This is a genomic window from Wenzhouxiangella sp. XN79A, from assembly GCF_012272825.1.
In the GTDB taxonomy this organism is placed as follows: Bacteria; Pseudomonadota; Gammaproteobacteria; order Xanthomonadales; family Wenzhouxiangellaceae.
Map to the genome: position 1 here is coordinate 140,585 of NZ_JAAWWS010000145.1, position 25,019 is coordinate 165,603.

Annotated in this window: 27 protein-coding genes; 11 read left to right on the forward strand and 16 right to left on the reverse strand. The window is 69.9% G+C overall.

The genetic code is table 11. The annotated features are described in order from the left end of the window. Positions 1 to 7 precede the first annotated feature (7 nt). Positions 8 to 949 carry a hypothetical protein gene (locus HFP89_RS07365; protein ID WP_168716996.1) on the reverse strand — a complete coding sequence of 314 codons (942 nt, stop codon included), beginning with the start codon at positions 947 to 949 and terminating at the stop codon, positions 8 to 10. A gap of 167 nt (positions 950 to 1,116) precedes the next feature. Here HFP89_RS07365 and hemH point away from each other — a divergent pair, with 167 nt between their 5' ends. Beyond that, positions 1,117 to 2,250 (forward strand): ferrochelatase, encoded by a 1,134-nt coding sequence (gene hemH / locus HFP89_RS07370; RefSeq protein WP_168716997.1) that lies wholly within the window; start codon positions 1,117 to 1,119, stop codon positions 2,248 to 2,250. A 2-nt stretch (positions 2,251 to 2,252) separates the two neighbouring features. After that, on the forward strand, positions 2,253 to 4,100 hold the full coding sequence (gene recQ / locus HFP89_RS07375; RefSeq protein ID WP_168716998.1) for a DNA helicase RecQ: 1,848 nt from the start codon (positions 2,253 to 2,255) through the stop codon (positions 4,098 to 4,100). Here recQ and HFP89_RS07380 read toward each other — a convergent pair. Further along, positions 4,081 to 4,410 (reverse strand): DUF6164 family protein, encoded by a 330-nt coding sequence (locus HFP89_RS07380; RefSeq protein ID WP_168716999.1) that lies wholly within the window; start codon positions 4,408 to 4,410, stop codon positions 4,081 to 4,083. The two genes, recQ and HFP89_RS07380, sit on opposite strands and share 20 nt — an antisense overlap. 189 nt (positions 4,411 to 4,599) lie before the next feature. Here HFP89_RS07380 and HFP89_RS07385 point away from each other — a divergent pair, with 189 nt between their 5' ends. From HFP89_RS07385 to HFP89_RS07405, 5 genes are all read left to right on the forward strand, one after another. Beyond that, positions 4,600 to 5,361 carry a bacteriorhodopsin-like gene (locus HFP89_RS07385; RefSeq protein ID WP_168717000.1) on the forward strand — a complete coding sequence of 254 codons (762 nt, stop codon included), beginning with the start codon at positions 4,600 to 4,602 and terminating at the stop codon, positions 5,359 to 5,361. A 61-nt stretch (positions 5,362 to 5,422) separates the two neighbouring features. After that, positions 5,423 to 6,421, forward strand: a complete 999-nt coding sequence (locus tag HFP89_RS07390) for a Brp/Blh family beta-carotene 15,15'-dioxygenase (RefSeq protein WP_168717001.1) — start codon at positions 5,423 to 5,425, stop codon at positions 6,419 to 6,421. A gap of 368 nt (positions 6,422 to 6,789) precedes the next feature. Next, positions 6,790 to 7,002 carry a hypothetical protein gene (locus HFP89_RS07395; protein WP_168717002.1) on the forward strand — a complete coding sequence of 71 codons (213 nt, stop codon included), beginning with the start codon at positions 6,790 to 6,792 and terminating at the stop codon, positions 7,000 to 7,002. Between the two features lie 20 nt (positions 7,003 to 7,022). Next, positions 7,023 to 8,792, forward strand: coding sequence for a diguanylate cyclase (locus HFP89_RS16305; protein ID WP_168717003.1), 1,770 nt, complete (start codon positions 7,023 to 7,025; stop codon positions 8,790 to 8,792). Then, positions 8,789 to 9,607 (forward strand): SAM-dependent methyltransferase, encoded by an 819-nt coding sequence (locus tag HFP89_RS07405; protein ID WP_168717004.1) that lies wholly within the window; start codon positions 8,789 to 8,791, stop codon positions 9,605 to 9,607. Before HFP89_RS16305 ends, HFP89_RS07405 begins: the two co-directional genes overlap by 4 nt. Before the next feature lie 266 nt (positions 9,608 to 9,873). Here the strand turns inward: HFP89_RS07405 and HFP89_RS07410 are convergent, their stop codons facing one another. Together HFP89_RS07410 and HFP89_RS07415 are read right to left on the reverse strand one after the other, a co-directional pair. Next, positions 9,874 to 10,302 (reverse strand): DUF3617 domain-containing protein, encoded by a 429-nt coding sequence (locus tag HFP89_RS07410; RefSeq protein ID WP_168717005.1) that lies wholly within the window; start codon positions 10,300 to 10,302, stop codon positions 9,874 to 9,876. A gap of 167 nt (positions 10,303 to 10,469) precedes the next feature. After that, a complete protein-coding gene (locus tag HFP89_RS07415; RefSeq protein WP_168717006.1) occupies positions 10,470 to 10,682 on the reverse strand; it encodes a hypothetical protein in 213 nt (70 codons plus the stop codon). 86 nt (positions 10,683 to 10,768) lie between these two features. On the opposite strand from HFP89_RS07415, the gene HFP89_RS07420 reads away from it, so the two are divergent. Then, positions 10,769 to 12,241 carry a phospholipase D-like domain-containing protein gene (locus HFP89_RS07420; RefSeq protein ID WP_168717007.1) on the forward strand — a complete coding sequence of 491 codons (1,473 nt, stop codon included), beginning with the start codon at positions 10,769 to 10,771 and terminating at the stop codon, positions 12,239 to 12,241. 7 nt (positions 12,242 to 12,248) lie between these two features. On the opposite strand, the gene HFP89_RS07425 is transcribed toward HFP89_RS07420, so the two are convergent. The 4 genes from HFP89_RS07425 to arsC are packed head-to-tail and all read right to left on the reverse strand — an operon-like array spanning position 12,249 to position 15,232. Beyond that, on the reverse strand, positions 12,249 to 13,898 hold the full coding sequence (locus tag HFP89_RS07425) for an acyl-CoA dehydrogenase family protein (RefSeq protein ID WP_168717008.1): 1,650 nt from the start codon (positions 13,896 to 13,898) through the stop codon (positions 12,249 to 12,251). Positions 13,899 to 13,929: 31 nt separating this feature from the next. Then, positions 13,930 to 14,289, reverse strand: coding sequence for a DUF2069 domain-containing protein (locus tag HFP89_RS07430; RefSeq protein WP_168717009.1), 360 nt, complete (start codon positions 14,287 to 14,289; stop codon positions 13,930 to 13,932). Beyond that, positions 14,286 to 14,873, reverse strand: coding sequence for an NAD(P)H:quinone oxidoreductase (gene wrbA, locus HFP89_RS07435; protein WP_168717010.1), 588 nt, complete (start codon positions 14,871 to 14,873; stop codon positions 14,286 to 14,288). The genes HFP89_RS07430 and wrbA overlap by 4 nt, the downstream gene beginning before the upstream one ends. After that, positions 14,870 to 15,232 carry an arsenate reductase (glutaredoxin) gene (arsC, locus tag HFP89_RS07440; protein ID WP_168717011.1) on the reverse strand — a complete coding sequence of 121 codons (363 nt, stop codon included), beginning with the start codon at positions 15,230 to 15,232 and terminating at the stop codon, positions 14,870 to 14,872. Before arsC ends, wrbA begins: the two co-directional genes overlap by 4 nt. On the opposite strand from arsC, the gene HFP89_RS07445 reads away from it, so the two are divergent. From HFP89_RS07445 to yccX, 3 genes are read left to right on the forward strand one after another with little or no spacing between them, the layout of a single operon-like run. Then, positions 15,231 to 16,568: a virulence factor BrkB family protein gene (locus HFP89_RS07445; RefSeq protein WP_240956168.1), complete on the forward strand. Its 1,338-nt coding sequence runs from the start codon at positions 15,231 to 15,233 to the stop codon at positions 16,566 to 16,568. The two genes, arsC and HFP89_RS07445, sit on opposite strands and share 2 nt — an antisense overlap. A gap of 3 nt (positions 16,569 to 16,571) precedes the next feature. Beyond that, positions 16,572 to 17,075, forward strand: a complete 504-nt coding sequence (locus HFP89_RS07450; RefSeq protein WP_168717013.1) for a TlpA disulfide reductase family protein — start codon at positions 16,572 to 16,574, stop codon at positions 17,073 to 17,075. Continuing rightward, positions 17,072 to 17,347, forward strand: coding sequence for an acylphosphatase (gene yccX, locus HFP89_RS07455; RefSeq protein WP_168717014.1), 276 nt, complete (start codon positions 17,072 to 17,074; stop codon positions 17,345 to 17,347). Before HFP89_RS07450 ends, yccX begins: the two co-directional genes overlap by 4 nt. Positions 17,348 to 17,771: 424 nt before the next feature. On the opposite strand, the gene HFP89_RS07460 is transcribed toward yccX, so the two are convergent. The 8 genes from HFP89_RS07460 to HFP89_RS07495 all read right to left on the reverse strand — a co-directional run bounded on the left by HFP89_RS07460 (position 17,772) and on the right by HFP89_RS07495 (position 24,986). After that, complete coding sequence (locus HFP89_RS07460; RefSeq protein ID WP_168717015.1) at positions 17,772 to 19,061, reverse strand: DUF4785 domain-containing protein; 1,290 nt, start codon at positions 19,059 to 19,061, stop codon at positions 17,772 to 17,774. Positions 19,062 to 19,072: 11 nt separating this feature from the next. Continuing rightward, positions 19,073 to 19,924 (reverse strand): hypothetical protein, encoded by an 852-nt coding sequence (locus HFP89_RS07465; protein ID WP_168717016.1) that lies wholly within the window; start codon positions 19,922 to 19,924, stop codon positions 19,073 to 19,075. A 454-nt stretch (positions 19,925 to 20,378) separates the two neighbouring features. Then, entirely contained in the window at positions 20,379 to 20,966 is a 588-nt protein-coding gene (locus tag HFP89_RS07470; protein WP_168717123.1) for a ribonuclease HII, read from the reverse strand. Positions 20,967 to 20,968: 2 nt separating this feature from the next. Further along, complete coding sequence (lpxB, locus tag HFP89_RS07475; RefSeq protein ID WP_168717017.1) at positions 20,969 to 22,111, reverse strand: lipid-A-disaccharide synthase; 1,143 nt, start codon at positions 22,109 to 22,111, stop codon at positions 20,969 to 20,971. Then, the gene (lpxA, locus tag HFP89_RS07480; RefSeq protein WP_168717018.1) at positions 22,111 to 22,899 is read right to left on the reverse strand and encodes an acyl-ACP--UDP-N-acetylglucosamine O-acyltransferase; all 789 of its coding nucleotides are present in this window, start codon (positions 22,897 to 22,899) and stop codon (positions 22,111 to 22,113) included. The genes lpxB and lpxA overlap by 1 nt, the downstream gene beginning before the upstream one ends. Next, the gene (gene fabZ, locus HFP89_RS07485; RefSeq protein WP_168717019.1) at positions 22,896 to 23,360 is read right to left on the reverse strand and encodes a 3-hydroxyacyl-ACP dehydratase FabZ; all 465 of its coding nucleotides are present in this window, start codon (positions 23,358 to 23,360) and stop codon (positions 22,896 to 22,898) included. The genes lpxA and fabZ overlap by 4 nt, the downstream gene beginning before the upstream one ends. Before the next feature lie 40 nt (positions 23,361 to 23,400). Beyond that, positions 23,401 to 24,414, reverse strand: coding sequence for a UDP-3-O-(3-hydroxymyristoyl)glucosamine N-acyltransferase (gene lpxD, locus HFP89_RS07490; RefSeq protein WP_168717020.1), 1,014 nt, complete (start codon positions 24,412 to 24,414; stop codon positions 23,401 to 23,403). A 47-nt stretch (positions 24,415 to 24,461) separates the two neighbouring features. Next, positions 24,462 to 24,986 carry an OmpH family outer membrane protein gene (locus HFP89_RS07495; protein WP_168717021.1) on the reverse strand — a complete coding sequence of 175 codons (525 nt, stop codon included), beginning with the start codon at positions 24,984 to 24,986 and terminating at the stop codon, positions 24,462 to 24,464. Positions 24,987 to 25,019: the final 33 nt, after the last annotated feature.

Here is a 25,019-nt window from a genome sequence, read left to right on the forward strand (position 1 = left end):
CGCTAGTCTACCGCCGCTGCGTCAGCAGCGTCCAGCCGATCGCCAGCAGCAGCAGGGCCAGTACCCCCAGCCCCGTCCGGTCGAGGGTGGGCACGACCACGGCCGGGGGGGCGCCGCGATCGCAGCCGCCGGGCGGCGCGATGGCCAGCGATTCGAAGCCGACCACGTCGGCGTCGGCAACCTTGGTGGCCGCGCCGGTGTCGAGGTCGATCCGGAGGATTTCCGACGGCAGGTCGGGGCTGCCGTTGTCGCGCCGGTCGGTCAGCGCCCAGAGCACGCCATCGGCGTCGAAGGCCAGTCCGGCGTTGGCGTACGGTGCGACCGCGCTGCCCAGGGGGCCGATCACCTCGGCGGTGCCTGCCTCGGCGTCGATCGCGTACAGGAACGGACTGTCGCTGTTGCCGCTGCCGTCCAGGCCCTGGCCGATGCCGTAGACGGCCTCGCCCCAGGCCGCGATATCGGTGATCGGCGCACCCAGACCGCCCTCGTCGCCGATCCGGGTCAGCATGCCGTCGGTCGGGTCGGCGGTGAACAGGGTTTCCCGCTGGTCGGAGCTGACCAGCAATTCACCGTCGCAGGTAAACGTCATGCCCAGGTCGAGCACCTCGGCGATCGGCACACCGAAGTTGGCGCGCTGGTTGGCGATCGCCACCGCCAGCCCGGATTCGGTGCTGACGGTGACCAGCGTCTTGCTTTCGTCGTCGGCGCCGTAGAGCGTTCCCTCCGCGTCCAGCGCGAGGCCTTCCATATCGAGGAACGAGGTCCAGCCCACGTAGTCGGACTCGCCCGTGGCCAGGTCGATGCGCCAGAGCGCGTGGACCTGCTGGTCGTCGGGCAGGTTGCCGCGCGAATTCACGCCCCAGGCGAACGGTTCCGCATGCAGCACGCCGTGGCCGGCCAGAAGGGCCAGCAGCAGGCCGTGCACAGCGCTGCGGAATGCGGAGTTCATGGCGTCGGCGGACTCTCTTCAAGATGCGAACACAGGTCGGCAAGAGCATAGCAGAAAGTGGATGTTGGACAAACTCCTACAGGAATCCGGGTTGTTTGCCGACGCGACGCGCCTGCCGCGGACGGTACACTCCGGCCCTGCATCGAAGAAAACAACGGAGACCCAGCATGGCCAGGGATCGCATCGACGGACGGGCCCGCGTCCGCAAGATCAACGCACACGCCGAGCCGCCGCGGGCCGGCGTGCTGCTGGCCAATCTGGGCACGCCGGATCGGCCCGACGCCAAGGCGTTGCGCCGCTACCTGCGCGAGTTCCTGTGGGACCCGCGCGTGGTCGAAGTGCCGCGGCCGATCTGGTGGATGATCCTGAATTTCGTCATCGTGCCGTTCCGGGCGCCGAAATCGGCCGAGGCGTATCGCCGGGTCTGGACCGAGCGCGGCTCGCCGCTGCTGTATCACACCCGCGACCTGGCCGAGGCGATGGAACGGGAGTTCGAGCGCAACCATCCCGCGGTCAGGGTCTACCCGGCGATGCGCTACGGCAGGCCCTCGATCGCCGAGGCGCTGGAGAAGATGCGCGAGGACAACGTCCAGCGGCTGATCGTGCTACCGATGTACCCCCAGTACTCGGCGACGACCACGGCCAGCGTGTTCGACGGCCTGGCCAGGGCCCTCGAGCGCGTGCGCTGGATCCCCGAGCTGCGCCTGATCACCCACTATCACTACGACGAGGCGTGGGTCGAGGCGGTCGCCGACCGGATCCGCGCCCACCAGGATGCCTTCGGCCGGCCGGAGAAGCTGGTGTTCTCGTTCCACGGCATTCCGAAGACCTACCTGCTCGACGGCGATCCGTACTATTGCGAGTGCCAGTCCTCGGCGCGACGGATCGCGGCCCGGCTCAAGCTCGAGCCCGACGACTGGCTGGTGACCTTCCAGTCGCGGCTCGGCAAGGCCGAATGGCTGAAGCCCTACACCGACCAGACCCTGCAGGGCCTGGCGCGCGACGGCATCAAGCATGTCCAGGTGGTCTGCCCCGGCTTCGCGGTGGACTGCCTGGAGACGATCGACGAGATCGGTCTGGAGAACCGCGAAGAATTCGAGGAAGCCGGTGGCGAGACGCTGGAGTACATCCCGGCCCTGAATGCCGAGCCCGACCACGCCCGGGTGCTGGCCGAGCTGTGCTGGCGCCACGGCCAGGGCTGGCCGGAGTTCGGCGGCGGCGACGGTCCCGACGAGGCCCAGCTGGCCGAGCGGGTCAAGCGCGCCGACGCCGCGGCGGCCCGACTCGGCCTGCCGGACTGACGATGTCGTCCGAGCCGATCCGGTCTGCCGGTCGGAGCGATGCGGCCCGCCGCGTCCTGCGCGAGGTCTTCGGCTTCGAACAGTTCCGTGGCGAACAGGCCGGGGTCATCGATACCGTCATCGACGGCGGCAACGCGCTGGTGCTGATGCCGACCGGCGGCGGCAAGTCGCTGTGCTACCAGGTCCCGGCGCTGGTGCGGGACGGCACGGCGCTGATCGTCTCGCCGCTGATCGCACTGATGCACGACCAGGTCGAGGCGCTCAAGAACCTCGGCGTGCGCGCCGAGGTGCTGAACTCCAGCCTGGCGCCGGACGAGCGCATGCGGGTCCTGCGCGATCTGCACGACGGTGCGCTGGACCTGCTCTACGTCGCCCCCGAGGGCCTGATGCAGCCACACATGCTCGATCGGCTTGCGTCCGTCCCGATCGCGTTGCTGGCGATCGACGAGGCGCACTGCGTGTCGCAGTGGGGCCACGACTTCCGGCCCGAATACCTGGCCCTGGGCGCGCTGGCCGAGCGCTTTCCCGGCGTGCCCCGCATCGCCCTGACGGCCACCGCCGACCTGCGCACACGAGACGAGATCGAGCGCGCGCTGTTCGCCGATGGCTGCCGCCGCTTCACCGCCAGCTTCGACCGCCCGAACATCCACTACCAGGTCGCGCCCCGGACCAACGCCCGCCGCCAGCTGGTCGATTTCATCGGTCGCGAGCACGCCGGCGACGCCGGCATCGTCTACTGTCTCAGCCGCAGGCGTTGCGAGCAGGTGGCCGGCTGGCTGGTCGAAGAAGGCCTGGACGCGCTGCCGTACCATGCCGGGCTCGAACCGGAGGCCCGCCGGCGCGCACAGGATCGATTCATTCGCGAGGAGGGCGTGATCGTGGTCGCCACGATCGCCTTCGGCATGGGCATCGACAAGCCCGACGTGCGCTTCGTCGCTCACCTCGACCTGCCGCGCTCGATCGAGGCCTACTACCAGGAAACCGGCCGCGCCGGTCGCGATGGCCTGCCGTCGAATGCCTGGATGGTCTACGGCCTCGACGACGTCTACCGGCTGCGCCAGATGCTGGCCGAGTCCGAACTGTCCGACGACCGCCAGCGGATCGAGCGTCAGCGGCTGGAGGCGCTGCTCGGCTACTGCGAGCAGGTCGGCTGTCGGCGTCCGCCGCTGCTCGGCTACTTCGGCGAGGCGCACCCGGGCGACTGCGGCCACTGCGACAACTGCCAGTCGCCGCCGAAGCTCGGCGATGCGACCGAACCGGCCCGGATGGCCCTGTCCTGCGTCTATCGCACCGGCCAGCGCTTCGGCGCCGGCCACGTCATCGATGTGCTGGTCGGACGGCGCACCGAGCGGGTCGAGCGGCTCGGCCACGACCGCCTGAGCACCTTCGGCATCGGCGAAGAACACGCACGCGGCTATTGGCAGGCGCTGCTGCGCCAGCTGCTGGCCGGTGGCCTGCTGGCCACCGATCCGGACGGTCACGGCGGACTCCGGCTCGACCCATCGGCGCGTGCGCTGCTGCGCGGCGAGCTGCGCTGGAAGATGCGCGAGCCGGCGCGAGTGCCGAAGACCGGCCGCGCGCGAACCTCGTCGCGGTCCGGTGCACCGGTGGCGCCGGAGCACGCGCCGGTGTTCGATCAGCTGCGCGCGCTGCGGCTCGAGCTGGCCCGGGCCGAAGGCGTGCCGCCCTACGTGGTCTTCCACGACGCCACGCTTGCCGCGATGGCCGAAGCCCGGCCGCAGACGCTGGCCGCGCTCGGCGACCTGCACGGCGTGGGCCGGCACAAGCTGGACAAGTACGGCGAGAAGTTCCTCGAGCGTCTGCAGGCGCTCAACGCATCAGCTGGATGATCGGCCAGGCCATCACGGCCAGGATCGCACCGGCCGCCAGCAGCGCACCGAGCAGCTGAAGCGTGGCCAGCGGCGGGCGCGGTTCGGTCGACCGCCGGGCCCGTTCGGTCCACTCGGCCTGGAACCGATCGTAGGCCTCGCGCACCCGTGCGTAGTCGGCGTCGTTGCGGATCCAGATCCCGCCGGCGCTGAGGCCGAACGCGGTCGGCGGCGTCTCGTACCAGGCAACGTCGAGCTCTGCGAGCAATGCACGAACGGCATCGGCCTCGTCAGCCGGTACGTTGCGCAGGTTCATGATGCGTCGGGCCATGACCGGATTCTACCGGCCCGCCCGGTGCGCCATGGCTTCACGCGGTTCCTACCTGGGTGAATTCACGTCGGTCAAGACGCTGTTGATCTTGTTCAACAGCCCGTTCATTGGGGGAGCGTAGCCTGCCGTCTCTGCCCCGTGACCGACTCACGGCGGAATCCCACACTGACTCGAAACGAGGGTTCGAATATGGATCTGCCAACGCTCACCATGGGCCAGTACAGCCTGGTCTTCAATGTCTTTTCGCTGACGCTGGCCACGTTCCTGGCCGCAACGATCTTCTTCTGGATGCAGCGCGGGCGGGTTGCGCCCGAGTACCGTACCGCGCTGACGATCACAGGGCTGGTCACCTTCATCGCCGCATACCACTATCTGCAGATCCTGTTCGACTGGAAAGCTGCATTCACGCTGGTCGACGGCGCCTACGTCTCCTCGGGCACCCCGTTCAACGACGCCTATCGCTACGTCGACTGGCTGCTTACCGTGCCGTTGCTGTTGATCGAGCTGCTGCTGGTCATGCGCCTGTCGCGCGGTGAAACCGTCAGCAAGGGCTGGCTGCTCGGCGGCCTCGCGGCGCTGATGGTGCTGCTCGGCTACCCGGGCGAGATCTCCGACGACCCCGGTACGCGCTGGCTGTGGTGGAGCCTGTCGATGATCCCGTTCCTGATCATCCTGTACCAGCTGTTCATCGGTCTCGGCGACGCCATCGCGCGGCAGCCGGAGAGCGCGCGCGGCCTGGTCAGCATGGCCCGGTACCTGACCATCGCCGCCTGGCTGTTCTACCCGGTGGTGTTCATCTTCCCGATGATCGGGCTGGACGGTGCCGGGGCCGAAACGGCCGTGCAGGTCGGCTATTCGATCGCCGACATCGTGGCCAAGGCCGTGTTCGGTCTGCTGATCTACACGATCGCGGTCCGCAAGTCGGACGCCGAGGCCGGGCAGGCGGCCTGATCCGGCCGGCCCCGATCGACCATCGACCCGGGCCGGCCCGGGTCGAGCGCCCGATGGAACCATGAGTCGCACGACCGCTTCGCTCGCCGTCGATCCGTCGCTGTCGTCCGGTCGGCGCAGCTGGCAACGGCTGCACGGTCGGATCGCACTGATCCTGATGGCCGCCATGCTGCCGCTTGCCGAGCCGCTTGCCGCGGCGTCGATCGTCGACCAGCTCTACCTGGTGCTGGTTCCGATCGCGCTGCTCGGCATTCTGCACGGCGGTGCCGATCCCTGGGTCGGGCGGGCGCTGACCCGGGCACTGGGTGTGCCGCGCCCGCGCGCTTCGTTCTACGCGACCTACATCGCCCTGATGGCCACGGTGCTGCTGGCCTGGTGGTGGTTTCCGCTGACCACACTGACGGTGTTCCTGCTGATCTCGATCGTTCATTTCGGCGACCAGGACGCCACCACCTTCGGCCTGCCGACGCGGCCGTTGGACGTCATGGTGCTGGGCAGCCTGCCGGTTCTGGGGCCCGCGGTCGGGCATTCCGGCGATGTGGCGACGCTGTTCGGATGGCTCACGGGGACATCGGCCGATTCGCTCGAGTCCTGGCTGCAGGCGGTGCTGGCGCCGTTGGTCTGCCTCTGGCTGATCGGCATCGGGATGGTCGTCGGTCGAGTGGCGCTGGAGCGCGGTCGGCGACGGGCCCGTCGACTGGCGCTGGCAGTGGCGGTGATCGCACTGGTGGTCACTCGGCTCCCGCCACTGGTGGCCTTTGCGGTCTACTTCTGTCTGCTGCACAGCGTCGGCCACCTGCTCGACATGGCCACCGCACGCGATGGACCCTGGACGCGCTGGACGCTCGGCCAGTGGGCTCGTCGGCTGTGGCCGGCGACGCTGGGCGCGATCCTGTTCGGTGTGCTCGGCGCCGGGGTGCTCGGGCTGCTGCAGCCCGACGCCGCGCCGCCCGGTGCCGACGCCGTGCGCGTTCTGTTCTGGGGCCTGGCTGCGCTGACCGTGCCGCATGTCCTGCTGCACGCTGCCTGGCACCGCGCGCGCCGCCGCGGCGCCGCTTGAGCGCGGCGTGCCGTGATCCGGACAGCGCCCGAAAGGGCAGTGCGTCGTGCCCGCCCCCGGCTCGGTCGCTCTCTCGACCCTTCCTGCGAGGGGGTGGCGCGAAGCCGGTGCAGCCGGGCCTGCAGCACGCGCCGACAACACCGTCGACGGCGGCCGAGAGGCAGGTCCTGCAGGGGCTCCGGACGGATCCGCCTGCGGTGCGCGAGCGGCTTGACGTAAAATGTCGATGCCTTCGCCTGTCTGCCGTGGGGGGCAAATCCGTCCGGAGTCCTGAATGCATCGAGATCGAGGGTGTTCGAAGCCAGGGATGCGGACCCGAACCGGGTCCGGCGTCGCCGGACGTTCACCGTCAATCCGGGAGTCAATCGATGGGCAAGCTCAAGAACCTCCTGTTCGACCTGGGCGCCGATGCCGAACTGGCCAGGAACTTCGAAACGGATCCCGATGCGGTCCTGGCGAAGTACTCGATCGACGAAAAGGCCGCCGAGGCGATCAAGGCCGGAGATCTCGATGCCCTGCGTCGGTTCAGCGGGCTCGACGAGCTGCACCTGACCAAGAGCACGATCAAGGCCTATCGCTGATCCGGGCGGACCGCGCCCTCGTGCTTCGGCTCCGGGCAGGGTGGCTGGGCCTGGTCCTCGCGGTCCTGCCGGCCGCGGGCATGGCCGACGAGACGGCCGAGCCCACCCTCGACGATCGCATCGACGCGATCGTACGACTGAACGCCGAGCAGCCGTGGCCGGTGTCGCAGGGCGCTCTGGAGGCCCTGCGACAGGCACCTGAATTCCGGGCGGCCACGCTCGATCAGCGCAGCCGGCTGGACCTGGTCGAGGCGCGTAACCGGATCATCGACGGTCGCCACGAGGCGGCGCTCGACCAGCTCGAACAGGTGCTGGCTCGCCCGATCTCGATCGACCGGCGGTTGCGTGCGCTGGAGCTGGCGGCCAACCTGTCGGGCATCGAGCAGGACTACGCGCCGGCCTTCAGCTACCTCTACGAAGGCCTGAAGCTGCTGCCGCAGTCGCGCAACGTCGCTCGTCGTGCCGATCTGCTGGTGCTGGCGTCGCGGTTCCACGCCATGGCCGGCGAGCAGGCGCTGGCGATGAAATACATCTCCGAGGCGCTCGACGCGGCGCGCGATGGCGATGACGTGCGCACGCGCTGCAACGCCGAGCAGGACCTGGTCTTCCTGCAGTTCCGGGCCGGGCTGGACGGACTGGCGCTGCAGACCGCCGATGCAATGTGGACCACCTGCCAGCAGCGCGCCGATCCGGTGCTGAACGGGACCGGGATGATGACGATGGGCGCGGCGCTGCTCAACGCCGGTCGCTATTCCGAAGCCGCGGGGTGGCTGGAACGGGCAATTGCCCAGCACGGCGAAAACGGCTTCGCGATCGGCGTGGCCGAATCGCGCTACTACCTGGGCCAGGCGCTGCTGCGCGGTGGCGACGCGCAACGCGGAATTCCACTGCTGCTCGACTCGGTCGAGCATTTCGAGCAACGCGAAGGCTGGCAGACGCTGATCGACCTCCATGCAGAGCTGGCCGAGGCCTTCGAGGACCGCGGCGATCACGAGCGTGCGCTGGCCCAGCTGCGCGCGCTGCTCAGCGCCGATGCGCGCTTCAACGATGTCCAGCGCAGCCTGCGGGTGGCCTACCAGCAGGCCGAGTTCGAGAATCAGCGCCAGCAGCAGGAACTGGCGCTGCTGCGTCAGCGCAACCAGCTCTACGAGCTCGAGCGTGAAGCCCAATCGTCGCGGCAGTTCGCGCGGACCGTGGCCACGGCCATGGCCGGGCTGATCGCGCTGCTGCTGATCGGCCTGCTGATCCGCTTCCGGGCCGATCGTCGTCGCTTCCGGCGGCTTTCCGAACGCGACGGGCTGACCGGACTGCTCAATCACAGTCGCTTCCATCGGCGCGCCGATCTCGCGCTCCAGGACGCGCGGCGGGCGGGCCGGCCGTGCACCCTGGTCGCGGCCGATGTCGATTTGTTCAAGCAGGTCAACGACCGACACGGCCACCAGGCCGGCGACGCGGTCCTGCGCTACCTCGGCGAGTTGCTGACCGACGTGTTCTCGCCGCCGTGCATCGTCGGTCGGGTCGGCGGCGAGGAGTTCGCGGTGTTCCTGCCCGGCGAGAATCGCCTGCAGGCCCGCCAGCGGGTCGAAACCCTGCGCGGACGGCTCGAGCCGGTCGTCGTCGGCGCCGAGCGTATCCGGATCACGCTGAGTTTCGGCATCGCCGAGGCTCGCCGCGAGGGCCGCCTGGAGCGCTTGCGATTGCGTGCCGACGATGCGTTGTATCGGGCCAAGCGATCCGGGCGCGACCAGTTGATCGACGCCTCGGAACTGTTCGGGGAGGCGCCGGAGTGAATGCCTCGGGCGGGTCGCTGGTCGTGGTCGGCAGCGGCATCCAGCTCGGCCGCGACCTGACCCGGCGCGCGGAGTCCGAACTGCGCGCTGCCGATCGCGTCTTCGTGCTGGCCGATGCCTTCGCCGTCGACTGGGTGGAATCGGTCCGGCCCGACAGCACTCGGCTGTCCCGGCATTACCGCGCAGGGCGGGATCGGCGCGAGACCTATCGGGCAATGGAGGCCGAGCTGGTCGACGCGGTGCGCGCAGGACAGGCCGTCTGCGCGGTGTTCTACGGTCACCCCGGCGTGTTCGCCGACGTGCCGCACGGCGCGATTGCCGCGGTCCGGGCGCTGGGCCTTCCGGCGCGGATGGAACCGGGCATTTCCGCCGAGGCCTGCCTGTATGCCGATCTCGGACTGGACCCGGGCCGCAGCGGGGTCCAGTCCTGGGAAGCGACCCAGTTCCTGATCGAACGTCGCTGCCCCGATCCGACGGCACTGCTGATCCTGTGGCAGGTCGCGCTGACCGGCGACCTGGCGCTGGACCGGTTCCATGCCGAGCCCGAGCCGCTGGCGCTGCTGGTCGAGAAACTCCGGCGCTGGTATCCGGCCGACACCGAGGTGGTGCTCTACGAAGCCGCGCAGCTACCGATCGAGCGCGCTCGGGTCGAGCGCTTGCGGCTGGACGCATTGCCGCGGGCGACCTACCGCGAGCACAGCACGCTGGTGGTCCCGCCGATCCGGCCGGCGAGCGAGGACGGTGAATGGCTGGAGCGGCTTCGGCGGCTCGACGCGAGCGGCCGGGTCCAGGGGGGCAGGCGGACGACCGGGTAACCCCGGGCGATTGCGTTGTCGATCGATCGCCGCTGGGGCCGTCGGACGAGTCCGGGCCCTGCCCGGGCACGGATCGTCACCCGCTTGCCGGCCCACGGGCGTTCGGGGCCCGCGACCCGAACGCGAGGGTGATGACGACGGCCAGGGCGTGCCGGAACGAACGCCGGAGAATCCGCATCGCGCGCGAGTGGCACCGCGCGATCCGCGGATCCTCCGACGGGAACGTGCTCCGGGCCGCGCCGTTCAGCGCGTGGCCCGGCGCAGGATCAGCAGTCGCCGGTGCGCTTGCCGGAGATTTCGACCTTCATGGTCATCTCGCCCATGGCCGATTGCATCTGGCCATCGACGGTGCCCGACATGGACTCGCCGTCGAACGACATTTCGGCGTCCATGGTCATGGTGCTGCCGTCCGGGTTGCTGCAGCGCATCGAGTAGTTCATGCCGTCGTTGCGGATGTCCTTGTTGGTGATTTCGCATTCCTCGTTGTCATCGAGAAAGGCATCGCCCTGGGCGACGTCTTCGGCCGTGACGCAGTCCGAGCTGGACTGGGTCTGCGGCGGCAGCGAGAACTGGGGCGAATCCAGCGTGACCGTGCTGGTGGTCTCCCACATCCCCGGCTCGATGTTCGGGTCGTCGGCGAGTGCGGTGGTCGACAGGCCGGCGATGGCCAGGGCGGTCAGGCAGTGCTTGATCATTGGAGGTCTCCTTGGGCGATCGAGTCGCCTGGGCGATCGAGTCGCGCCGGACTCGGCCCGGCGCAGCGAGTACGGTGGTCTACCGTGTCCGACCAGAATACGCGAAACGGCGCTGGACCTGGACAGCGATCCGATCGCCGCGCCCCGATCGGGACCCCGCGGGCGGCTCAGCCCTCGTCGTCCTCGATCCGCTCGCGCTGGCGTTCGACGGCCTCGGCGAGGTCGTCCTCGACCCCGCGTGCGCGCTCGATGGCCTGGCGCTGCGGCTCGAGTACCCCGGCGCCCTCGGGCGGCGCGTCGCCGCTGTCGTCGTCGGCGCAGCCGGTCAGCACGGCGGCCAGCAGGAAAATCGGCAGGAAACGGACAGGACGGAGTGTCATCGGCAAGGCTCCCGGAGGGTTCGTGAACCACTCTACGCCGGCGCCGATCGCATGACCAGCCCCGCGGCGCGCACTACACTCGGGCGATGAACGAAATCGCCACAGCACATCCGAATCGTCGTGCACGCGGGCGCCGGGCGCTTCGCCTGGCCCTGCTTGCGCTGCTGGTCGCCTGGATCGGCACGGCGACCGTGCATCGCTACAAGCCGCTGCCGCCCGGGATCAGCGTCGCGATGCCCGCCCGGTCGGCCGAAGCGGTGGTCTTCCTGGCCGACCTGACCTGGATCGACGAGCGTGGGGCGCGCCGGCTCGATCACCGCATCTTCGAGCGCGCACTGGCCCGGATCGGGCAGGCACGTCGCCTGGTCGTGCTGGACATGTTCCTGTTCAATGACTTCGCCGGCAGCGCCGACGGCGACGGCATGCGGCCGTTGTCGGACCAGCTCGAGCAGGCGCTGGTCGCCCGCAAGCGCGCGGTGCCGGGCCTGCGCGCCGTGCTGATCACCGATCCGATCAACGGTCTCTACGGCGGTGTCGAATCCGACCGGCTCGACCGGCTGCGCGCGGCCGGGATCGACGTGGTGGTCACCGCGCTGCCGCGCCTGCGCGATTCCAATCCGGCCTGGTCGGGCCTGTGGCGATTGTGCTGCCGGTGGGCCGGCAACGACGACGACGGTGGCTGGTTGCCCAATCCGGTCGGTCCGGGCGAGGTGACCCTGCGCACCTGGCTGCGGCTGGTCAATTTCAAGGCCAACCACCGCAAGACGCTGGTGGTCGATTCGCCCGAGGGCTGGATCGGCCTGGTCACCTCGGCCAATCCACACGATGCCTCCAGCGCGCACGGCAACGTGGCGCTGGAGTTCCGCGGGCCGGCGGCGCTGGACCTGCTGGCCACCGAGGCGGCCGTGGCGGCCTTCTCGGGCGCGCCGCTGGACGGGCTGCCGGCGCCGCCGCCGGCCCGGCCGGTGAACGGTGCTGTGCTGCAGGTCCTGACCGAATCGGCGATCCGCGACGCGGCAATCGACGCGATCGATGCGGCCGGCCTCGGCGACCGGGTCGACCTGGCGATCTTCTACCTGTCGCACCGCGGCGTGATCGTCGCGCTGAAGCGGGCGGCGGCGCGTGGGGCGACGGTGCGCGTGCTGATGGATCCCAACCGCGATGCCTTCGGGGCCGAGAAGGACGGCATCCCCAATCGGCCGGTCGGTCGCGAACTGGTCGATGCCGGCGTTACGGTGCGCTGGTGCGCGACCTCCGGCGAGCAGTGTCACAGCAAGTCGCTGCAGGTCATCCGGGCCGATGGCTCGTCGGAATGGATCGGCGGCTCGGCCAATTTCACCCGGCGCAATCTCGATGATCTGAACCTGGAAACCAACGCGCGCCTGGCCGGGCCGGCCGGGCATCCGGCCCTGAGCGAGGCCGCGGCCTGGTTCGAGCAGCGCTGGAGCAACCGGGCAGGGCGCCTTCATTCGCTGCCCTATGACGAGTTCGCCGAGGACAGCCGATTGCGCTACTGGCGCTACCGGGTGATGGAGTTCACCGGCCTGTCGACGTTCTGAGCGGCGTTCAGCCGCCGCGCAGCGGCTCGAGCCGGAAGCGGAGGTCCTGGTAGTGGCGGGCCACGGCCAGCGGTCGATCGTCGCCCCTGCCCAGCCAGTGATCGGCCAGTGCCAGCAGCTCGACCAGGCCGGTCAGTCGGTACAGGTTCAGGGCCAGTCGTCGGGCCTGCGGCTCCAGCGCCTGCGGGTCGCCGGCCAGCCAGTGCGGGACGGCACCGAGCTGCTCGCGCGCCTGCTTTACGCGGGCGTTCAGCGCCGGCTGACGGCAGCCGTCCAGGCGGCCGTTCATGCGTGCCAGCCACGGCTCGATGCCGACCGCGGCCAGCGCGCGCAGCGTGTCGAGCGACAGCACGTTGGTCGTGCCTTCCCAGATCGACAGCACCTGCACGTCGCGCAGCAGCTGGGGAATGCCGGTGTCCTCGATGTAGCCGGCGCCGCCGAAGGCCTCCAGCGCCTCCGACACGCCGGCCACCGCGTCGCGTGCCGTGCCGAGCTTGATCAGCGGTGTCAGCAGCCGCAGCGCGGCGGTATCGGCATCGTCGGGTTCGCCCTGTTCGACCGTGCCGAGCAGGTCGACGGTGGCCAGCAGCGCCGACGAGGCCGCGGCATGGTCGGCTTCGAGGTCGGCCAGCGTTTCACGGTGCAGCGGCAGCTCGGCCAGCGGGCGGCCGAAGGCGATGCGCTTGCGCGCGTAGTCGCCGGCCAGGGCCAGCGCGCGCTGCATCAGGGCGCAGGCGGTGACCGCATTCCAGGTCCGGGTGATGTTGAGCATCGGGGCGATCGCCGCCACGCCGCGCTCCAGGCCGTTTACCGGGGTGGCCGGTGCGCCGTCCAGCCACAGCTCGGCGGTGGGCAGTTTGCGGGTGCCCAGTTTGTCCTTCAGGCGGAGGACCTCGATGTTCTGCAATCGGCCGGCCTCGTCGCGCGGCTCGAGGTAGAACAGGGCCAGGCCGCGTGATCCGTCCGGATTGCCGTCCGGTCGGGCCAGGGTCAGCGCGATCTCCGAGGTCGCCGCCGAGGTGAACCACTTGCGGCCGGTCAGCCGCCAGCGACCGTGCTCATCCCGTCGGGCGATGGTTTCGGTGCGACCGACGTCGGAGCCGCCGACCGTTTCGGTCATCCACTGGCCCGAGGTCCAGAACGCGCCGGGGTCGGTGCTCAGCAGATGCGGCAGGGCGCGCCCGGCCAGTTCGTCGTTGCCGGCATCGGACAGGATCCGGGCCGCGCCGTCGGTCATCGCCAGCGGGCAGCCGTAGAAGTCGGTCGAGGGGATGTACATCCAGGCCCGTGCGAACTGCAGCAGTCGGGCATGCCGGCCCAGCGAGGCGTCGTAGCCGGTCGCGACCAGGCCGTATTCGGCGGCCCAGCGGTGGGCCCGTCGCCACAGCGGGGTCAGCTCGATCTCGTCGATCCGCTCGCCCCAGGCGCTCCAGGAGGTCAGCCGCGGTTCGTTCAGGCGGTCCTCCAGCTGCATGCGATACCAATCCCCGCCGGACAGCCTGCCGAGTTCGGCCAGCACCGGGCGATGCTGCGCCAGCAGGTCCTCGGGTACGCTGCGGGCCAGCCAGGCCCGGAGCAGCCAGTTGCCCGGATGGTCCCAGCCGTCACCGGGCTCGGGCGGCGTCTGCAGCGTGGAAAGCGGTTCGTGTGCACTCATCGTCGACCGGATCGAGGGAGAGCGTCCCAGTCTACTGTGCCCCGTCCGACGTCTTGCGACGACGCCCGGGACGCGGCAGGGCGAGAAAATACAGCACCACCAGTACGATCTGCACCCAGGCGATCACGCGCACCGTCGGGTTGGCCCAGGCCTCGCCGACGGCAAAGCTGAAGTGCAGCAACAGCACCGTGCCGCCGATCACCAGGCCGTTCGGTTTCAGCGCCAGCACCCAGGGCGCGGGAAGCAGCAGCGGAACGGTGGCGATGACCAGGGCCGGCCAGTAGCCGAGGATGGCGGCGGGATACAGCCAGCCGAACCAGACCAGCTGCAGGACGATCAGCGCCAGCCAGGTCCAGCGCGCGACCGCGACCGGCAGCAGCAGCCCGGTCACAATTTCACCGCCAGCGACGCCACCCGCCGTCCCAGCGCCCGGGCCAGGGCGATCTCGTGCGAATCGGCGGTGCGGTCGCTGTCGGGGCCCGACCAGTGGCTGGCCCCGTACGGGGTGCCGCCGGCGGCCGTCTGGCCGAGCGCCTTCTCGGTGTAGGGCAGGCCGACGATCAGCATGCCGTGATGGAGCAGCGGGATCATCATCGACAGCAGCGTGCTCTCCTGCCCGCCGTGCAGGCTCGAGGTCGAAGTGAACACGCCGGCCGGTTTGCCGGCCAGCGTGCCGGAGAACCATTCACTGCCGGTGCCGTCGAGGAAGAACTTGAGCGCCGAGGCCATGTTGCCGAAACGGGTCGGACTGCCGAGGATCAATCCGTCGCACTCGGCGAGGTCGCGATTCTCGGCCAGCGCGGGCCCGTCGTCGGGCCATTCGACCGGCTTCGGGTCCAGGGCCGAGGTGATCGGCGCGACACCGCGCAGCCGCGCCGCGGCGCCGTCGACCGATTCCACGCCGCGCGCGATCTCGCGGGCCAGTTTCAGGGTGTTGCCGTGGACCGAGTGGACCAGGATCAGGATCTCGCTCACGGCAGGATGGCCTCGACGTCTTCGGGCGGGCGGCCGATCCGGGCGCGGGTGAGCGCGCCGTCGTCGACCACCACGATCGGCCGCTGGAGCAGGATGGGTTCGGCGGCGATGGCGTCGAACAGCTCGGCATCATCGGCCGCGTCGATGTCCAGCCCGGTTCGTGCCCACTCCGCCTGACCGGTCCGCACCAGATCGCGCGCCGGCCGGTCCAGCGCTTCGGCGAGTTTCTCCAGCGTGGCGCTGTTCGGCGGCGTCCTGAGGTAGTCGACGATCGTCGGCTCGAGGCCTCGCTCGGCGAGCAGCTTCAGAGTGGCCCTGCTTTTTGAGCAACGGGGATTGTGGTACACAGTGACCTGCATGGCAGATTCAGACTCCAATTCGAAACCGTCGATCGTCGATTCTGACCGATCCGCGTCAAAACGGCCAATCCCGACCGCGCTGCAGGCGCTGACCGATCCTCGCTGGCTGAAGGCCTTCGGTCGTCACCTCGTGTCGCATTTCCGTCACGACCGCAGCTTCGAAACCGCCGGTGCGCTCAGCTACACCACGCTGCTGGCGCTGGTGCCGCTGCTCGCAGTGGTGATCGGCGTGATCTCGGCCTTTCCGGTGTTCGATGCCCGGGTCGAGCAGCTGCAGGACTTCATCTTCAAGAATTTCGTGCCGGCCGCCGGCGATGTCGTGCAGCAGTACATCGACCAGTTCATCGAACGCTCGGCCGGCCTGACCGGCGCCGGCAGCCTGTTCCTGGTCGTGGCCGCGCTGCTGCTGATGGGCACGATCGAGAAGAGTCTGAACCGGATCTGGCGGGTCGATCGACCGCGCAGCCCGGCCAGCCGCCTGATGGTCTACTGGGCCGTGCTCACGCTGGGTCCGTTGCTGATCGGGGCCTCGGTCGGCATCACCTCGTACCTGGCCACGCTGCAGGCGTTTGCGCCGGAGTTCGTCCGCGGCTGGGTGCAATCGGCGCTGCTGGCGCTGACCCCGTTCGTGGTCGCGCTGCTGGCGTTCACGCTGCTGTTCAGCGTCGTGCCGAACCGACGGGTCAGGCTGCGGCACGCCCTGGCCGGCGCGACCTTCTCTGCGGTCGCCTTCGAAGTCTCGAAGCACGCTTTCGTGGTGTACCTGTCGAACGTTCCGACCTACGAGAAACTCTACGGTGCGCTGGCGACCATCCCGATCTTCCTGGTCTGGATCTTCGTGACCTGGGTGGTGATCCTGCTCGGCGCCAGCGTGTCGGCATCGCTGACCACGTTCAACTATCGCCGTGCCGACTGGCGCTGGAACCCGCGCCACCACCTGCTGCTGGTCATGCGCTTGATCGACCACCTCGCCGCGGCCCAGCGCGAGGGGCGCGGACGGTCGTCGGCCGAACTGCTGGCTCTGGAAGAGGCCATGACCGACGACGAACTGCAGGCCCTGTTCGATCGCCTCGACCGGGCCGGCTGGATCCAGCGCGACGAAAGCGGCGACTGGTTCCTGACCGCCGACCTGGCCGACGTGACGCTGGGCGATCTCTATCGCGACGTGCCGCTGGTGCTGCCCGTGGCAGAATCGGAGGACCTGCCGGAGCGAACGGCCGGCGATCGTCGGCTGCGCGATGCGCTGAATGAAATCGCCGCCGCCTCCGGTCCCGTTCTCGACCGCTCGCTGAAGTCCCTGCTCGGCGACCGTTCATCGACCCACAACGGATCCTGACCCATGTATCGATTCCTGTTGTCCCTTGCCCTGCCGGCCCTGCTGCTCGCCGCACCGGCGCCGATCCGCGCCGATAGCGCTGCCTCGTCGGCCAGCTACCCGGAGTTCGAACTGCCCGACCTCGACGGCGTTCGGCACCGGCTCAGCGACTGGCGGGGCGACTGGGTGGTCGTCAACTACTGGGCGACCTGGTGCGCTCCGTGCCGCAAGGAGATCCCCGATCTGTCGGAGCTTCACGACGAGCGCGACGACATCACGGTGCTGGGCCTGGCCTTCGAGGATACCGACGTGGCCACGTTCCGGACCTTTCTGCAGGACTACCCGGCCAGCTACCCGATCCTGCGGGTCGACGTCTACGCGCCGCCGGAGGCCTTCGGTGCCCCGCGCGCGCTGCCGACCACCTACCTGATCGCGCCCGACGGCCGGCTGGCCGAGACCTGGATCGGGCCGATCACCGGCGATACCGTGCGCGAGCGCGTCGACCGCGAGACCGAGCCGACCTCGTGAGCTGCGCGCGCTTTCGCGTCACCGGCCGCGTCCAGGGCGTGTTCTTCCGCGCCTCGACCCAGCGCGTGGCCAAGCGTCTCGGCCTGACCGGCCATGCGATCAACCTCGATGACGGCAGTGTCGAGGTGCTGGCCTGCGGCGCGGCCGACGCACTGGACGATCTCCACGACTGGCTGCAGCGCGGCTCGCCGACCGCGCGCGTCGACCGCGTCGATCGCGAAGCGGTTTCTGCTGCGGATCAGAATCCTCCCGCCGACTTCACTACCGGCTGACCGTGCAGAACGCGGGGAAGGTTCGCGTTGGATGTGGAAAGGCGTTCTCGTCCGCAGATGAACGCCGATGAACGCGGACAAAAGGCAGAGGCGGATGCTGACCGCAGATGAACAGGAAGACGGAAGAACGAGCGGTGCGTCGCGATCGGGCCCTGGCGGCGGAAATACGCCCCGGCGCGATTGCAGTTTGCGGGTCAGGCGAGCGCCATGATCGCGGAAACCACGGGACATGGAACCCCCGGATCCCCGCCACTCATTGTGTAACGTATAGCGAGCCGGAGAGCGTTTGGCTGCGGACAAGAAAATCGCCTTGCGCTTTTCGCCTTCCTCCTGCGCCCGCCAAGAAAAACGGCCCGCCGGGGGCGAGCCGTTTTCGGAGTCGAGCGTGGGGTGCTCGGGCCGAGGTGCTTCGGATTCGCCGAACTCAGCGGACGAGTCGCAGGGCCTGCTGCTGGCGCTGCTGCTGGAACATCCGACCCTGGTCGAACAGCTCCAGCCCGCGCACCTCGAACGGCGCGCCGAGGCCGCTTCCGGCCACAAGGTCGGCACCCACCGTCAGCTGCAGCATGCCGCCGCCGACCGGAAGGGTGGCCGCGCCCTGGGTCATGGCCAGCGGGCGGAGTTCACCGTCCGGAGCGGTGCCGAAGACCTGGGCGTTGACCTGGAATCGTCCGGCCACCGCGGTGTCGACGCCGATGTCGATGGCCAGGCCCTTGTCCAGGCGGGCCCGCGCGGTGCCGTCGAAGCGCGCCAGCGGCGGCGTGACCGCGAACGGAATCTTCAGGTCGCGGCGAACGGTCAGGCCTTCGGGCGTGCTGGTCTCGACCCAGGCATGGGCTTCGAACAGGCCGTCCTGACCGGTGACGCGCACCGCCTTCGGCAGCGTGCCGCGCAGCACGCCGGTGGCCGGATCGAGGCTCAGGTCGAACTGCTCGCCGGCGCTCGGATCGGTGATCAGCGCGCGCACCGTGCCGAGTGGCAGCTGCGACTTGCCGTTGCCGACGCCGACGCCCAGCGAGATGGCCTCACCGGTGAACAGCGTGTGCTGCGGCAGCGTCAGCTGCCCGACCCAGGCGCTTTCGGGTTCGAACACGTGGACGACCATGTGCCGCTCGGGCGGCAGCTCGGTCACGCCGAGCTTCAGCTGGCCGGCCCGGACATCGGGGCCGAGCTCGAACGCCAGCGAAGACTCGGGTACGTCCAGCCCGGCCGCCTTCAGCGACACTCCGTCGGCGAGGCGGGCGATGGCCGAGGCGCCCAGCGCGGCGCCGTCCAGCGCCAGCGCGATGTTCGCAGGGTCGATGCGGACCTTGGCGTCCGGTTCCAGCGGCGAGACGCGGATCACCGCGCCCGGCGCGGTCAGCGGCAGCTCGATGCCCTTGGCCAGCTCGGCGCCGGTGGCGTCGACCCAGTACTGGCGGCTGTCGACGCGCGGAATGTCCAGCGAAGCCGCCGGTGCCTCGGTCAGCGGCCAGGCGAACTGCACCGGGGCCGACTCCTGGTGGCGGCTGGCCGGCACCGCGGCCGGGTCGGCCGTGAGCTTGGCCGCGCCGAAATCGCCCGGGCCGGCGTCGAGCCAGGTCGCGTCGAGCACGTAGGCGGTGCCGAAGTCTGCGATGCCGAGACCGGGCTCGACGTCCTGGGCGTTCAGGGTCTGGACCGCGAGGGGCCCGGCCGCCAGTACGGCGGCGATGGTCAGAATACGAGTCTTCATTCCGGGGCTCCTCACAGGTCGTTGCGCAGGATGACGTCCAGGCCGTGGCAATCACGGCGGCTCTGGGCGTGCGAGAGACGGTCGCTGGAGACCTGATGGTCATAGAACCACAGGCTGCCGGCGCCGTTCTGGCTCGAGCAGTCGAGGAAGCCGTCGGAACAGCTGTCCAGCCAGTTCTGGGTGATCTCCAGGCCGACCTGGTTGAAGTACCCGCCGCAGTAGGCCGCACCGTCCCAGAACGCCGAGCGCACGTCGGTGCCGACCACGTTCCAGAAGCCCTTCGGCAGGCTCGGGCGGCCCGGGGTGCCGAGCAGCCAGGCCGAGTTGTAGAAGGCCATCCAGCTCGGCTGCTGCATGCGCACCGCGTTGTTCTGGTAGCCCAGCAGCCAGCCCAGCGCGGCCTCGAACACGTTGCCCTGCATCACTGCCTCGGCCAGCGGCGTGCCGGTCGAGGACGCGGCCAGCGCGTTGACCCAGCGCGTACGCTGGATGATCGTCGGATAGCGGCTGTCCCAGGTCGGGTTCGACAGGATCCAGCGCATCACGTTGCCGCCGTTGGAATGGGTCAGCACGACCAGGTCGGTGATGCCGCGGGCGTTGATGAACGTGGTCAGCTGGTCGGCCAGGCAACCGGCCGCGCGGCTGTCCCACATGTATTGCTCGAAGTCGCAGTTGATGACCGTGTAGTTGGCGCTGTTGGCGAGGCCCTGGCGGACCGAGTCGACCATGTCGGTGGTCCAGTAGTCGTTCAGCGCGTCGGTCTGCTTGCCGGTGCCGTGGACGAAGGCCACGCCGGTGGCCGCGAGCGCGGCGCTGCTCCAGAACAACAGCGCGGCGCCCAGAAGGGCGATCCTGAATCTCATGGTGTCTCCTCTCTTTTCTTGTGGAACGGGATGGGCTCCCATGGATCGATGTGCCGATCGCCCCATCCCGGCCGTCTACCCGTGACAGCGTTTGCAGTATAGGCGGCCGGGCGCCGGGATTCAAACGGGTGTTTGAGGGTCAGGGGAAAAGGGGCGAGGGGCGAGTCGGGTGACTGGGGTCGGCGGGGGTCGGCGGGGGAGGGGGGCGGTTTCAGGGTTGAGGTTTTCAGTTGTCAGTTGTCAGTTGTCAGTTCTCAGTTCTCAGTTCTCAGTTGTCAGTTGTCAGTTGTCAGTTCTCAGTTCTCGGTTTCCAGTTCTCGGTTGTTCATTGCGGTCTTTGCCGCTTTGCGTTTTTTTCGTCCATCCTCTGCGGATCGAAGCCGCGGAGCAGCGGCGCCCGGGGAGCCGTCAGGACGCGCACGATGCTTGTCCCTGTCCCCTCTTGCCTGGCCCCTCAGCAACCGAACAGCTCGTGCTGCCGGATCGGGCGGAAGCTCCTGCGGTGGATCGGGCAGGGGCCGAGGCGGTCGAGGGCGGCGAGGTGGGCGGGGGTGGGGTAGCCCTTGTGGCGGTCGAAGCCGTAGTCGGGCCAGCGTTCGTGGCAGGCGAGCATCAGGCGGTCGCGGTGGACCTTGGCCAGGATGCTGGCCGCGCCGATCGCCGTGCACAGGCCGTCGCCGCCGATCAGCGCCTCGCAGGACAGGCCGCCGAGGTCGGGTAGCCGATTGCCGTCGATGCGCACGTGGTCCGGCGCCGGGTCCAGTTGGCCGACCGCGCGGGCCATGGCGGTCATCGTGGCCTGCAGGATGTTGAGCCGGTCGATGTCCTCCGGACCGACCTCGACGATGGCGAAGCCGGCGGCGCGTTCGCGGATCAGGTCGAACAGGACGTCGCGGCGCTCGGCGGTCAGCTTCTTCGAATCGTCCAGGCCGTCGATCGCGCGGTCGGGGTGGAGGATGACGGCGGCGGCGACGACCGGCCCGGCCAGCGGGCCGCGGCCGGCTTCGTCGACCCCGGCGATCCGGCGGACGGTGACGGACAGACTCACCGCTGCGCTCCGAACCGCTCGATCAGCGCTTCGGCGGCCCGGTCGGCCGCGCCGCGCGCCAGCGTGGCATGGAGTTCGTCGGCGGTGGCGTGGAAGGCGTCGCGCCGCTGGTCGTCGTCGAGCCAGTCGGCGATGTCGCGGGCCAGCCGCCCGGGCGTGGCCTCGGCCTGGATCCGCTCCGGCACCAGCGCGCGTCCGGCCAGGACGTTCGGCAGGCCGACGTGCGCGGTGCGGACCAGGCGCAGGGCGCGGGCGGTGGCATAGGTCATCGCCGGCAGCCGGTAGTAGACGACCATCGGCGTGCGGGTCAGCAGGGCTTCCAGCGTGACCGTGCCCGAGGCGGCCAGCGCCACGTCGGCGGCGGTCAGGCCGGTCCGGGTGTGGTCGGCGACGATCCGAAGACCGTCGAGGTCGCCCTCGCCGGCGGCGGCGAGGAAGGCCGCGCGCTGGTCGTCGCGGGCCAGCAGCACGACCCGTTCGACGTCGGGCCGGTCGCGGCCGATGCGGGCCGCGGTCGCCGCCAGCAGCGCGGCGTGGCGGGCGATCTCGCCGCCGCGGCTGCCCGGCAGCAGGGCGACGATCGGCCGATCGGCGGGCAGGTCGAGCGCCCGCCGCGCCGCCGCGCGGTCGGGCGAGCGAGGCAGCGCATCGGCCAGCGGGTGGCCGACGAAGCGGCAGTCCAGGCCGGTCCCGGCGAAGCAGTCCGGTTCGAACGGGAACAGCGTCAGCATCAGGTCCAGCGAGCGCGCGATCTTCGGAATCCGGTAGCCGCGCCAGGCCCAGACCGAGGGGCAGACGAACTGGGCCGTCGGCAGGCCGGCGCGCCGCAGCTGTCGGGCCAGCCCGAGGTTGAAGTCGGGCGCATCGATGCCGACGAAGGCGCTCGGCGCGCGATCGAGGATGGTCCGTTTCAGCATGCGCCGGAATCGAATCAGCCGGGGCAGGTGGCCGAGCACTTCGAACAGGCCCATGACGTCGAGGCGGTCGATGCCGGCCAGGGCGTCGACGCCGGCCGAGCGCATCGCCGGTCCGGTCACCCCGGCCAGTCCGATCGTCGGATCGAGGCCGCGCAGGGACCGCGCCAGCGCCGCCCCGAGCTGGTCGCCGGAGGTTTCGCCGGCGCCGAGCACCAGCTGCATCAGCGCAGCAGGCCCCGCTGGCCGGCCTCGATGCTGGCGACGAACTCGGCCAGTTCCGGCACCTTCGCGCTCTGCTGGCGCAGTTCGGCGAGCGCGTCCTCGAGCGGCCGGCCCAGCCGGTACACGGTCCGGTAGGCCTCGCGGATGGCGCGGATGGTGTCGGCATCGAAGCCGCGTCGCTTCAGGCCCTCGGCGTTGATGCCCCGCGGGCGCGGCGGACGGCCGGAGACCATGACGTAGGCGGGCACGTCCTGGCCGACGCCGCCGTACATGCCGAGGAAGGCGTGGCTTCCGATGGTCACGAACTGGTGAGCGCCGGAGAAGCCGGCGAAGGTCACGAAGTCGCCGACCGTGACGTGGCCGGCCAGCGTGGCGCCGTTGGCGAACACGCAGTCGGAGCCGACCCGGCAGTCGTGGGCGATGTGGCTGTAGGCCATCAGCCAGTTGCGGTCGCCGAGCTCGGTCACGCCGCCGCCGTCGGCGGTGCCGCGATTGATGGTCACGTACTCGCGAATCGTGTTGTCGCGGCCGATGACCAGCGCAGAGTCCTCGCCGCCGAACTTCTTGTCCTGCGGCTCCTCGCCGATCGAGGCGAACTGGAAGATCCGGGTGCCGTCGCCGATCCGGGTCCGGCCGGTGATCACCGCGTGCGGACCGACCCGGCAGCCGAGGCCGAGTTCGACCCGGGCGCCGACGATTGCATACGGGCCGATCTCGCAGCCGGCCCCGATCCTCGCGCCGTCCTCGACGATGGCAGTCGGGTGGATGGTGGCGTCGGGTGAGCTCACTTGCCTTCGGGGCGCGCAGCGCAGAGCATTTCGCAGCCGGCAACCCGCTTGCCGTCGACGTGGGTTTCGGCCTCGTACAGGCCCATGCCTCGGACCATCCGCTTCTGGGTGACGTGGAAGTGCAGCTGGTCGCCGGGGACCACGGTCTTGCTGAATCGGGCCTTGTCGATCTTGACCAGATAGAACAGCTGGTCCTCGGCCCCCTGCTCCTCGCGTGCCAGGTGGGCCAGGCAGCCGGCGGCCTGCGCCATGGCCTCGAGGATCAGCACGCCGGGCATGACCGGGTGGCCCGGGAAGTGGCCCTGGAAGAACGGTTCGTTGATGGTCACGTTCTTCAGCGCATGGATGCGCGGCGCGTCGCCGAGCTCCCACTCCAGCACCCGATCGACGAGCAGGAACGGGTAGCGGTGGGGCAGCAGCGACAGGATGCGTTCGATGTCGACGGGTCGGGAGTCGGTCATGCCGGGGTCTCGTGTCGTGGTTTTGGAAAGCAGGGGGCGGTCAGTTCGTGCCGCGACGGCGCAACAGCCGGTCGAGCTGACCCAGGCGCACCAGGATGCGCTGCCAGGCGCGCATCGGTCGCGCCGGAATGCCCGAGCCGTAGGCGCCGGGCCGGTCGATCGAGTCCAGCACCGTGCTCATCGCGGTGATCACGACATGATCGCAGATTTCGAGGTGGCCGCCGATGCCGGAGGCGCCGGCGATCATGCAGTAGCGGCCGATCCGGGTCGAGCCGGCGATACCGACGCAGCCGGCGATCGCGCTGTGGTCGCCGATCACCACGTTGTGGGCCACCTGCACCTGGTTGTCCAGCCGCACGTCGTCGCCGAGCACGGTGTCGTCGATCGCGCCGCGGTCGATGGTGGTGTTCGCGCCGATTTCGCAGTCGGCCCCGATTCGCACCGAGCCGAGCTGGGCGACCTTGCGCCAGTGGCCTCGTCGCTTGTCCATCGCCAGCCCGAAGCCGTCGGCCCCGATCACCACGCCCGGGTGGACCAGCGTGCGCCGGCCCAGCACGACCGCCGGTCCGAGCGTCACGTTGGCAACCAGCCGGACGTCCTCGGCCAGCTGCGCACCGGCACCGACCACGCAGCCGGGCCCGACCACGGCGCCGGCCGCGATCACGGCCTCGGCCTCGACGACCGCCATCGGCCCGATCTCGGCCCCGGGATCGACGTCGGCGGCCGGATCGACGAACGCGCGCGGATGAATGCCGGGCCGCGCCCGTGGGCTCGGCGCGAAACGATCCAGCGCGAGGCTCCAGGCCAGGTAAGGGTCGTCGACGACCAGCGCGGTGCACGGGCAGTCGGCAACGGCGTCGTCGGAAACGATTACCGCCGATGCGCCGGTCGTGCGCAGCTGGGAGCGGTACGCGGAATTGGCCAGAAAACCGAGCGCGCCGGGGCCGGCCGCGGCCAGCGTGGCCGGATGATTCAGTTCGACACCGCCGTCGCCGACCAGCCGGGCATCGAGGTGGCGCGCGAGCGCTTCAGCGCAGAGCGGTGTACGGGGCATTCCGGAATCCGGAGTCTGCCGGGCCGGCCCGGGGGGCGAGGTCGCGGTCATTGCCGCTCGCGCCGGCTCCGCAGTTCGAAGTCGACTTCGAGGAACTCGAGCACCTGGTCGGTGATGTCGATCCGGTCGGAGGCGAAGGCGACCGGACTGGACAGCACCAGGTCGTAGCCCTCGCGCCGGGCCACGGTCTGGACGGCCAGTTCGATTTCTTCGCCCAGCGACTTGATTTCGGCGTTGCGGCGGAAGTTCAGTTCGTCGGCCAGGTCTTCGCGGCGGCGGTCGATCGAGCGGCGCAGGTTGCGGATCTCGCGCTCGCGGGCCAGCAGCTGTTCGTTGCTGAGTCCGCTGGAATCGGCCAGCGCCTGCTCCATGTCGACCAGCCGTTGCTCGTCGGCCAGCAGGGCCTCGTTGCGGGGTCGGAACTCGATGTCCAGTTCGGCGCGGCCGGCAAGCACCTGGGGCGCATTGTCCAGCAGGCGCTTCATGTCGACGTACCCGATGCGCACGTCGGCCTGTCCCCAGGCGGGGCCGGCCAGCATCAACGCAAGCAGCAATGTCAGGGCACGGGCCATGGGCGGCGTCTTCTCCGAACGCTCAGGTACCCG

Bases quoted from the DNA above. Each gene is read 5' to 3' on its own strand.
- HFP89_RS07365 (WP_168716996.1), bottom strand. From the start codon at position 949: ATGAACTCCGCATTCCGCAGCGCTGTGCACGGCCTGCTGCTGGCCCTT.
- hemH (WP_168716997.1), top strand. From the start codon at position 1,117: ATGGCCAGGGATCGCATCGACGGACGGGCCCGCGTCCGCAAGATCAAC.
- recQ (WP_168716998.1), top strand. From the start codon at position 2,253: ATGTCGTCCGAGCCGATCCGGTCTGCCGGTCGGAGCGATGCGGCCCGC.
- HFP89_RS07380 (WP_168716999.1), bottom strand. From the start codon at position 4,410: ATGGCCCGACGCATCATGAACCTGCGCAACGTACCGGCTGACGAGGCC.
- HFP89_RS07385 (WP_168717000.1), top strand. From the start codon at position 4,600: ATGGATCTGCCAACGCTCACCATGGGCCAGTACAGCCTGGTCTTCAAT.
- HFP89_RS07390 (WP_168717001.1), top strand. From the start codon at position 5,423: ATGAGTCGCACGACCGCTTCGCTCGCCGTCGATCCGTCGCTGTCGTCC.
- HFP89_RS07395 (WP_168717002.1), top strand. From the start codon at position 6,790: ATGGGCAAGCTCAAGAACCTCCTGTTCGACCTGGGCGCCGATGCCGAA.
- HFP89_RS07410 (WP_168717005.1), bottom strand. From the start codon at position 10,302: ATGATCAAGCACTGCCTGACCGCCCTGGCCATCGCCGGCCTGTCGACC.
- HFP89_RS07415 (WP_168717006.1), bottom strand. From the start codon at position 10,682: ATGACACTCCGTCCTGTCCGTTTCCTGCCGATTTTCCTGCTGGCCGCC.
- HFP89_RS07420 (WP_168717007.1), top strand. From the start codon at position 10,769: ATGAACGAAATCGCCACAGCACATCCGAATCGTCGTGCACGCGGGCGC.
- HFP89_RS07425 (WP_168717008.1), bottom strand. From the start codon at position 13,898: ATGAGTGCACACGAACCGCTTTCCACGCTGCAGACGCCGCCCGAGCCC.
- HFP89_RS07445 (WP_240956168.1), top strand. From the start codon at position 15,231: ATGGCAGATTCAGACTCCAATTCGAAACCGTCGATCGTCGATTCTGAC.
- arsC (WP_168717011.1), bottom strand. From the start codon at position 15,232: ATGCAGGTCACTGTGTACCACAATCCCCGTTGCTCAAAAAGCAGGGCC.
- HFP89_RS07450 (WP_168717013.1), top strand. From the start codon at position 16,572: ATGTATCGATTCCTGTTGTCCCTTGCCCTGCCGGCCCTGCTGCTCGCC.
- HFP89_RS07460 (WP_168717015.1), bottom strand. From the start codon at position 19,061: ATGAAGACTCGTATTCTGACCATCGCCGCCGTACTGGCGGCCGGGCCC.
- HFP89_RS07465 (WP_168717016.1), bottom strand. From the start codon at position 19,924: ATGAGATTCAGGATCGCCCTTCTGGGCGCCGCGCTGTTGTTCTGGAGC.
- lpxB (WP_168717017.1), bottom strand. From the start codon at position 22,111: ATGCAGCTGGTGCTCGGCGCCGGCGAAACCTCCGGCGACCAGCTCGGG.
- fabZ (WP_168717019.1), bottom strand. From the start codon at position 23,360: ATGACCGACTCCCGACCCGTCGACATCGAACGCATCCTGTCGCTGCTG.
- lpxD (WP_168717020.1), bottom strand. From the start codon at position 24,414: ATGCCCCGTACACCGCTCTGCGCTGAAGCGCTCGCGCGCCACCTCGAT.
- HFP89_RS07495 (WP_168717021.1), bottom strand. From the start codon at position 24,986: ATGGCCCGTGCCCTGACATTGCTGCTTGCGTTGATGCTGGCCGGCCCC.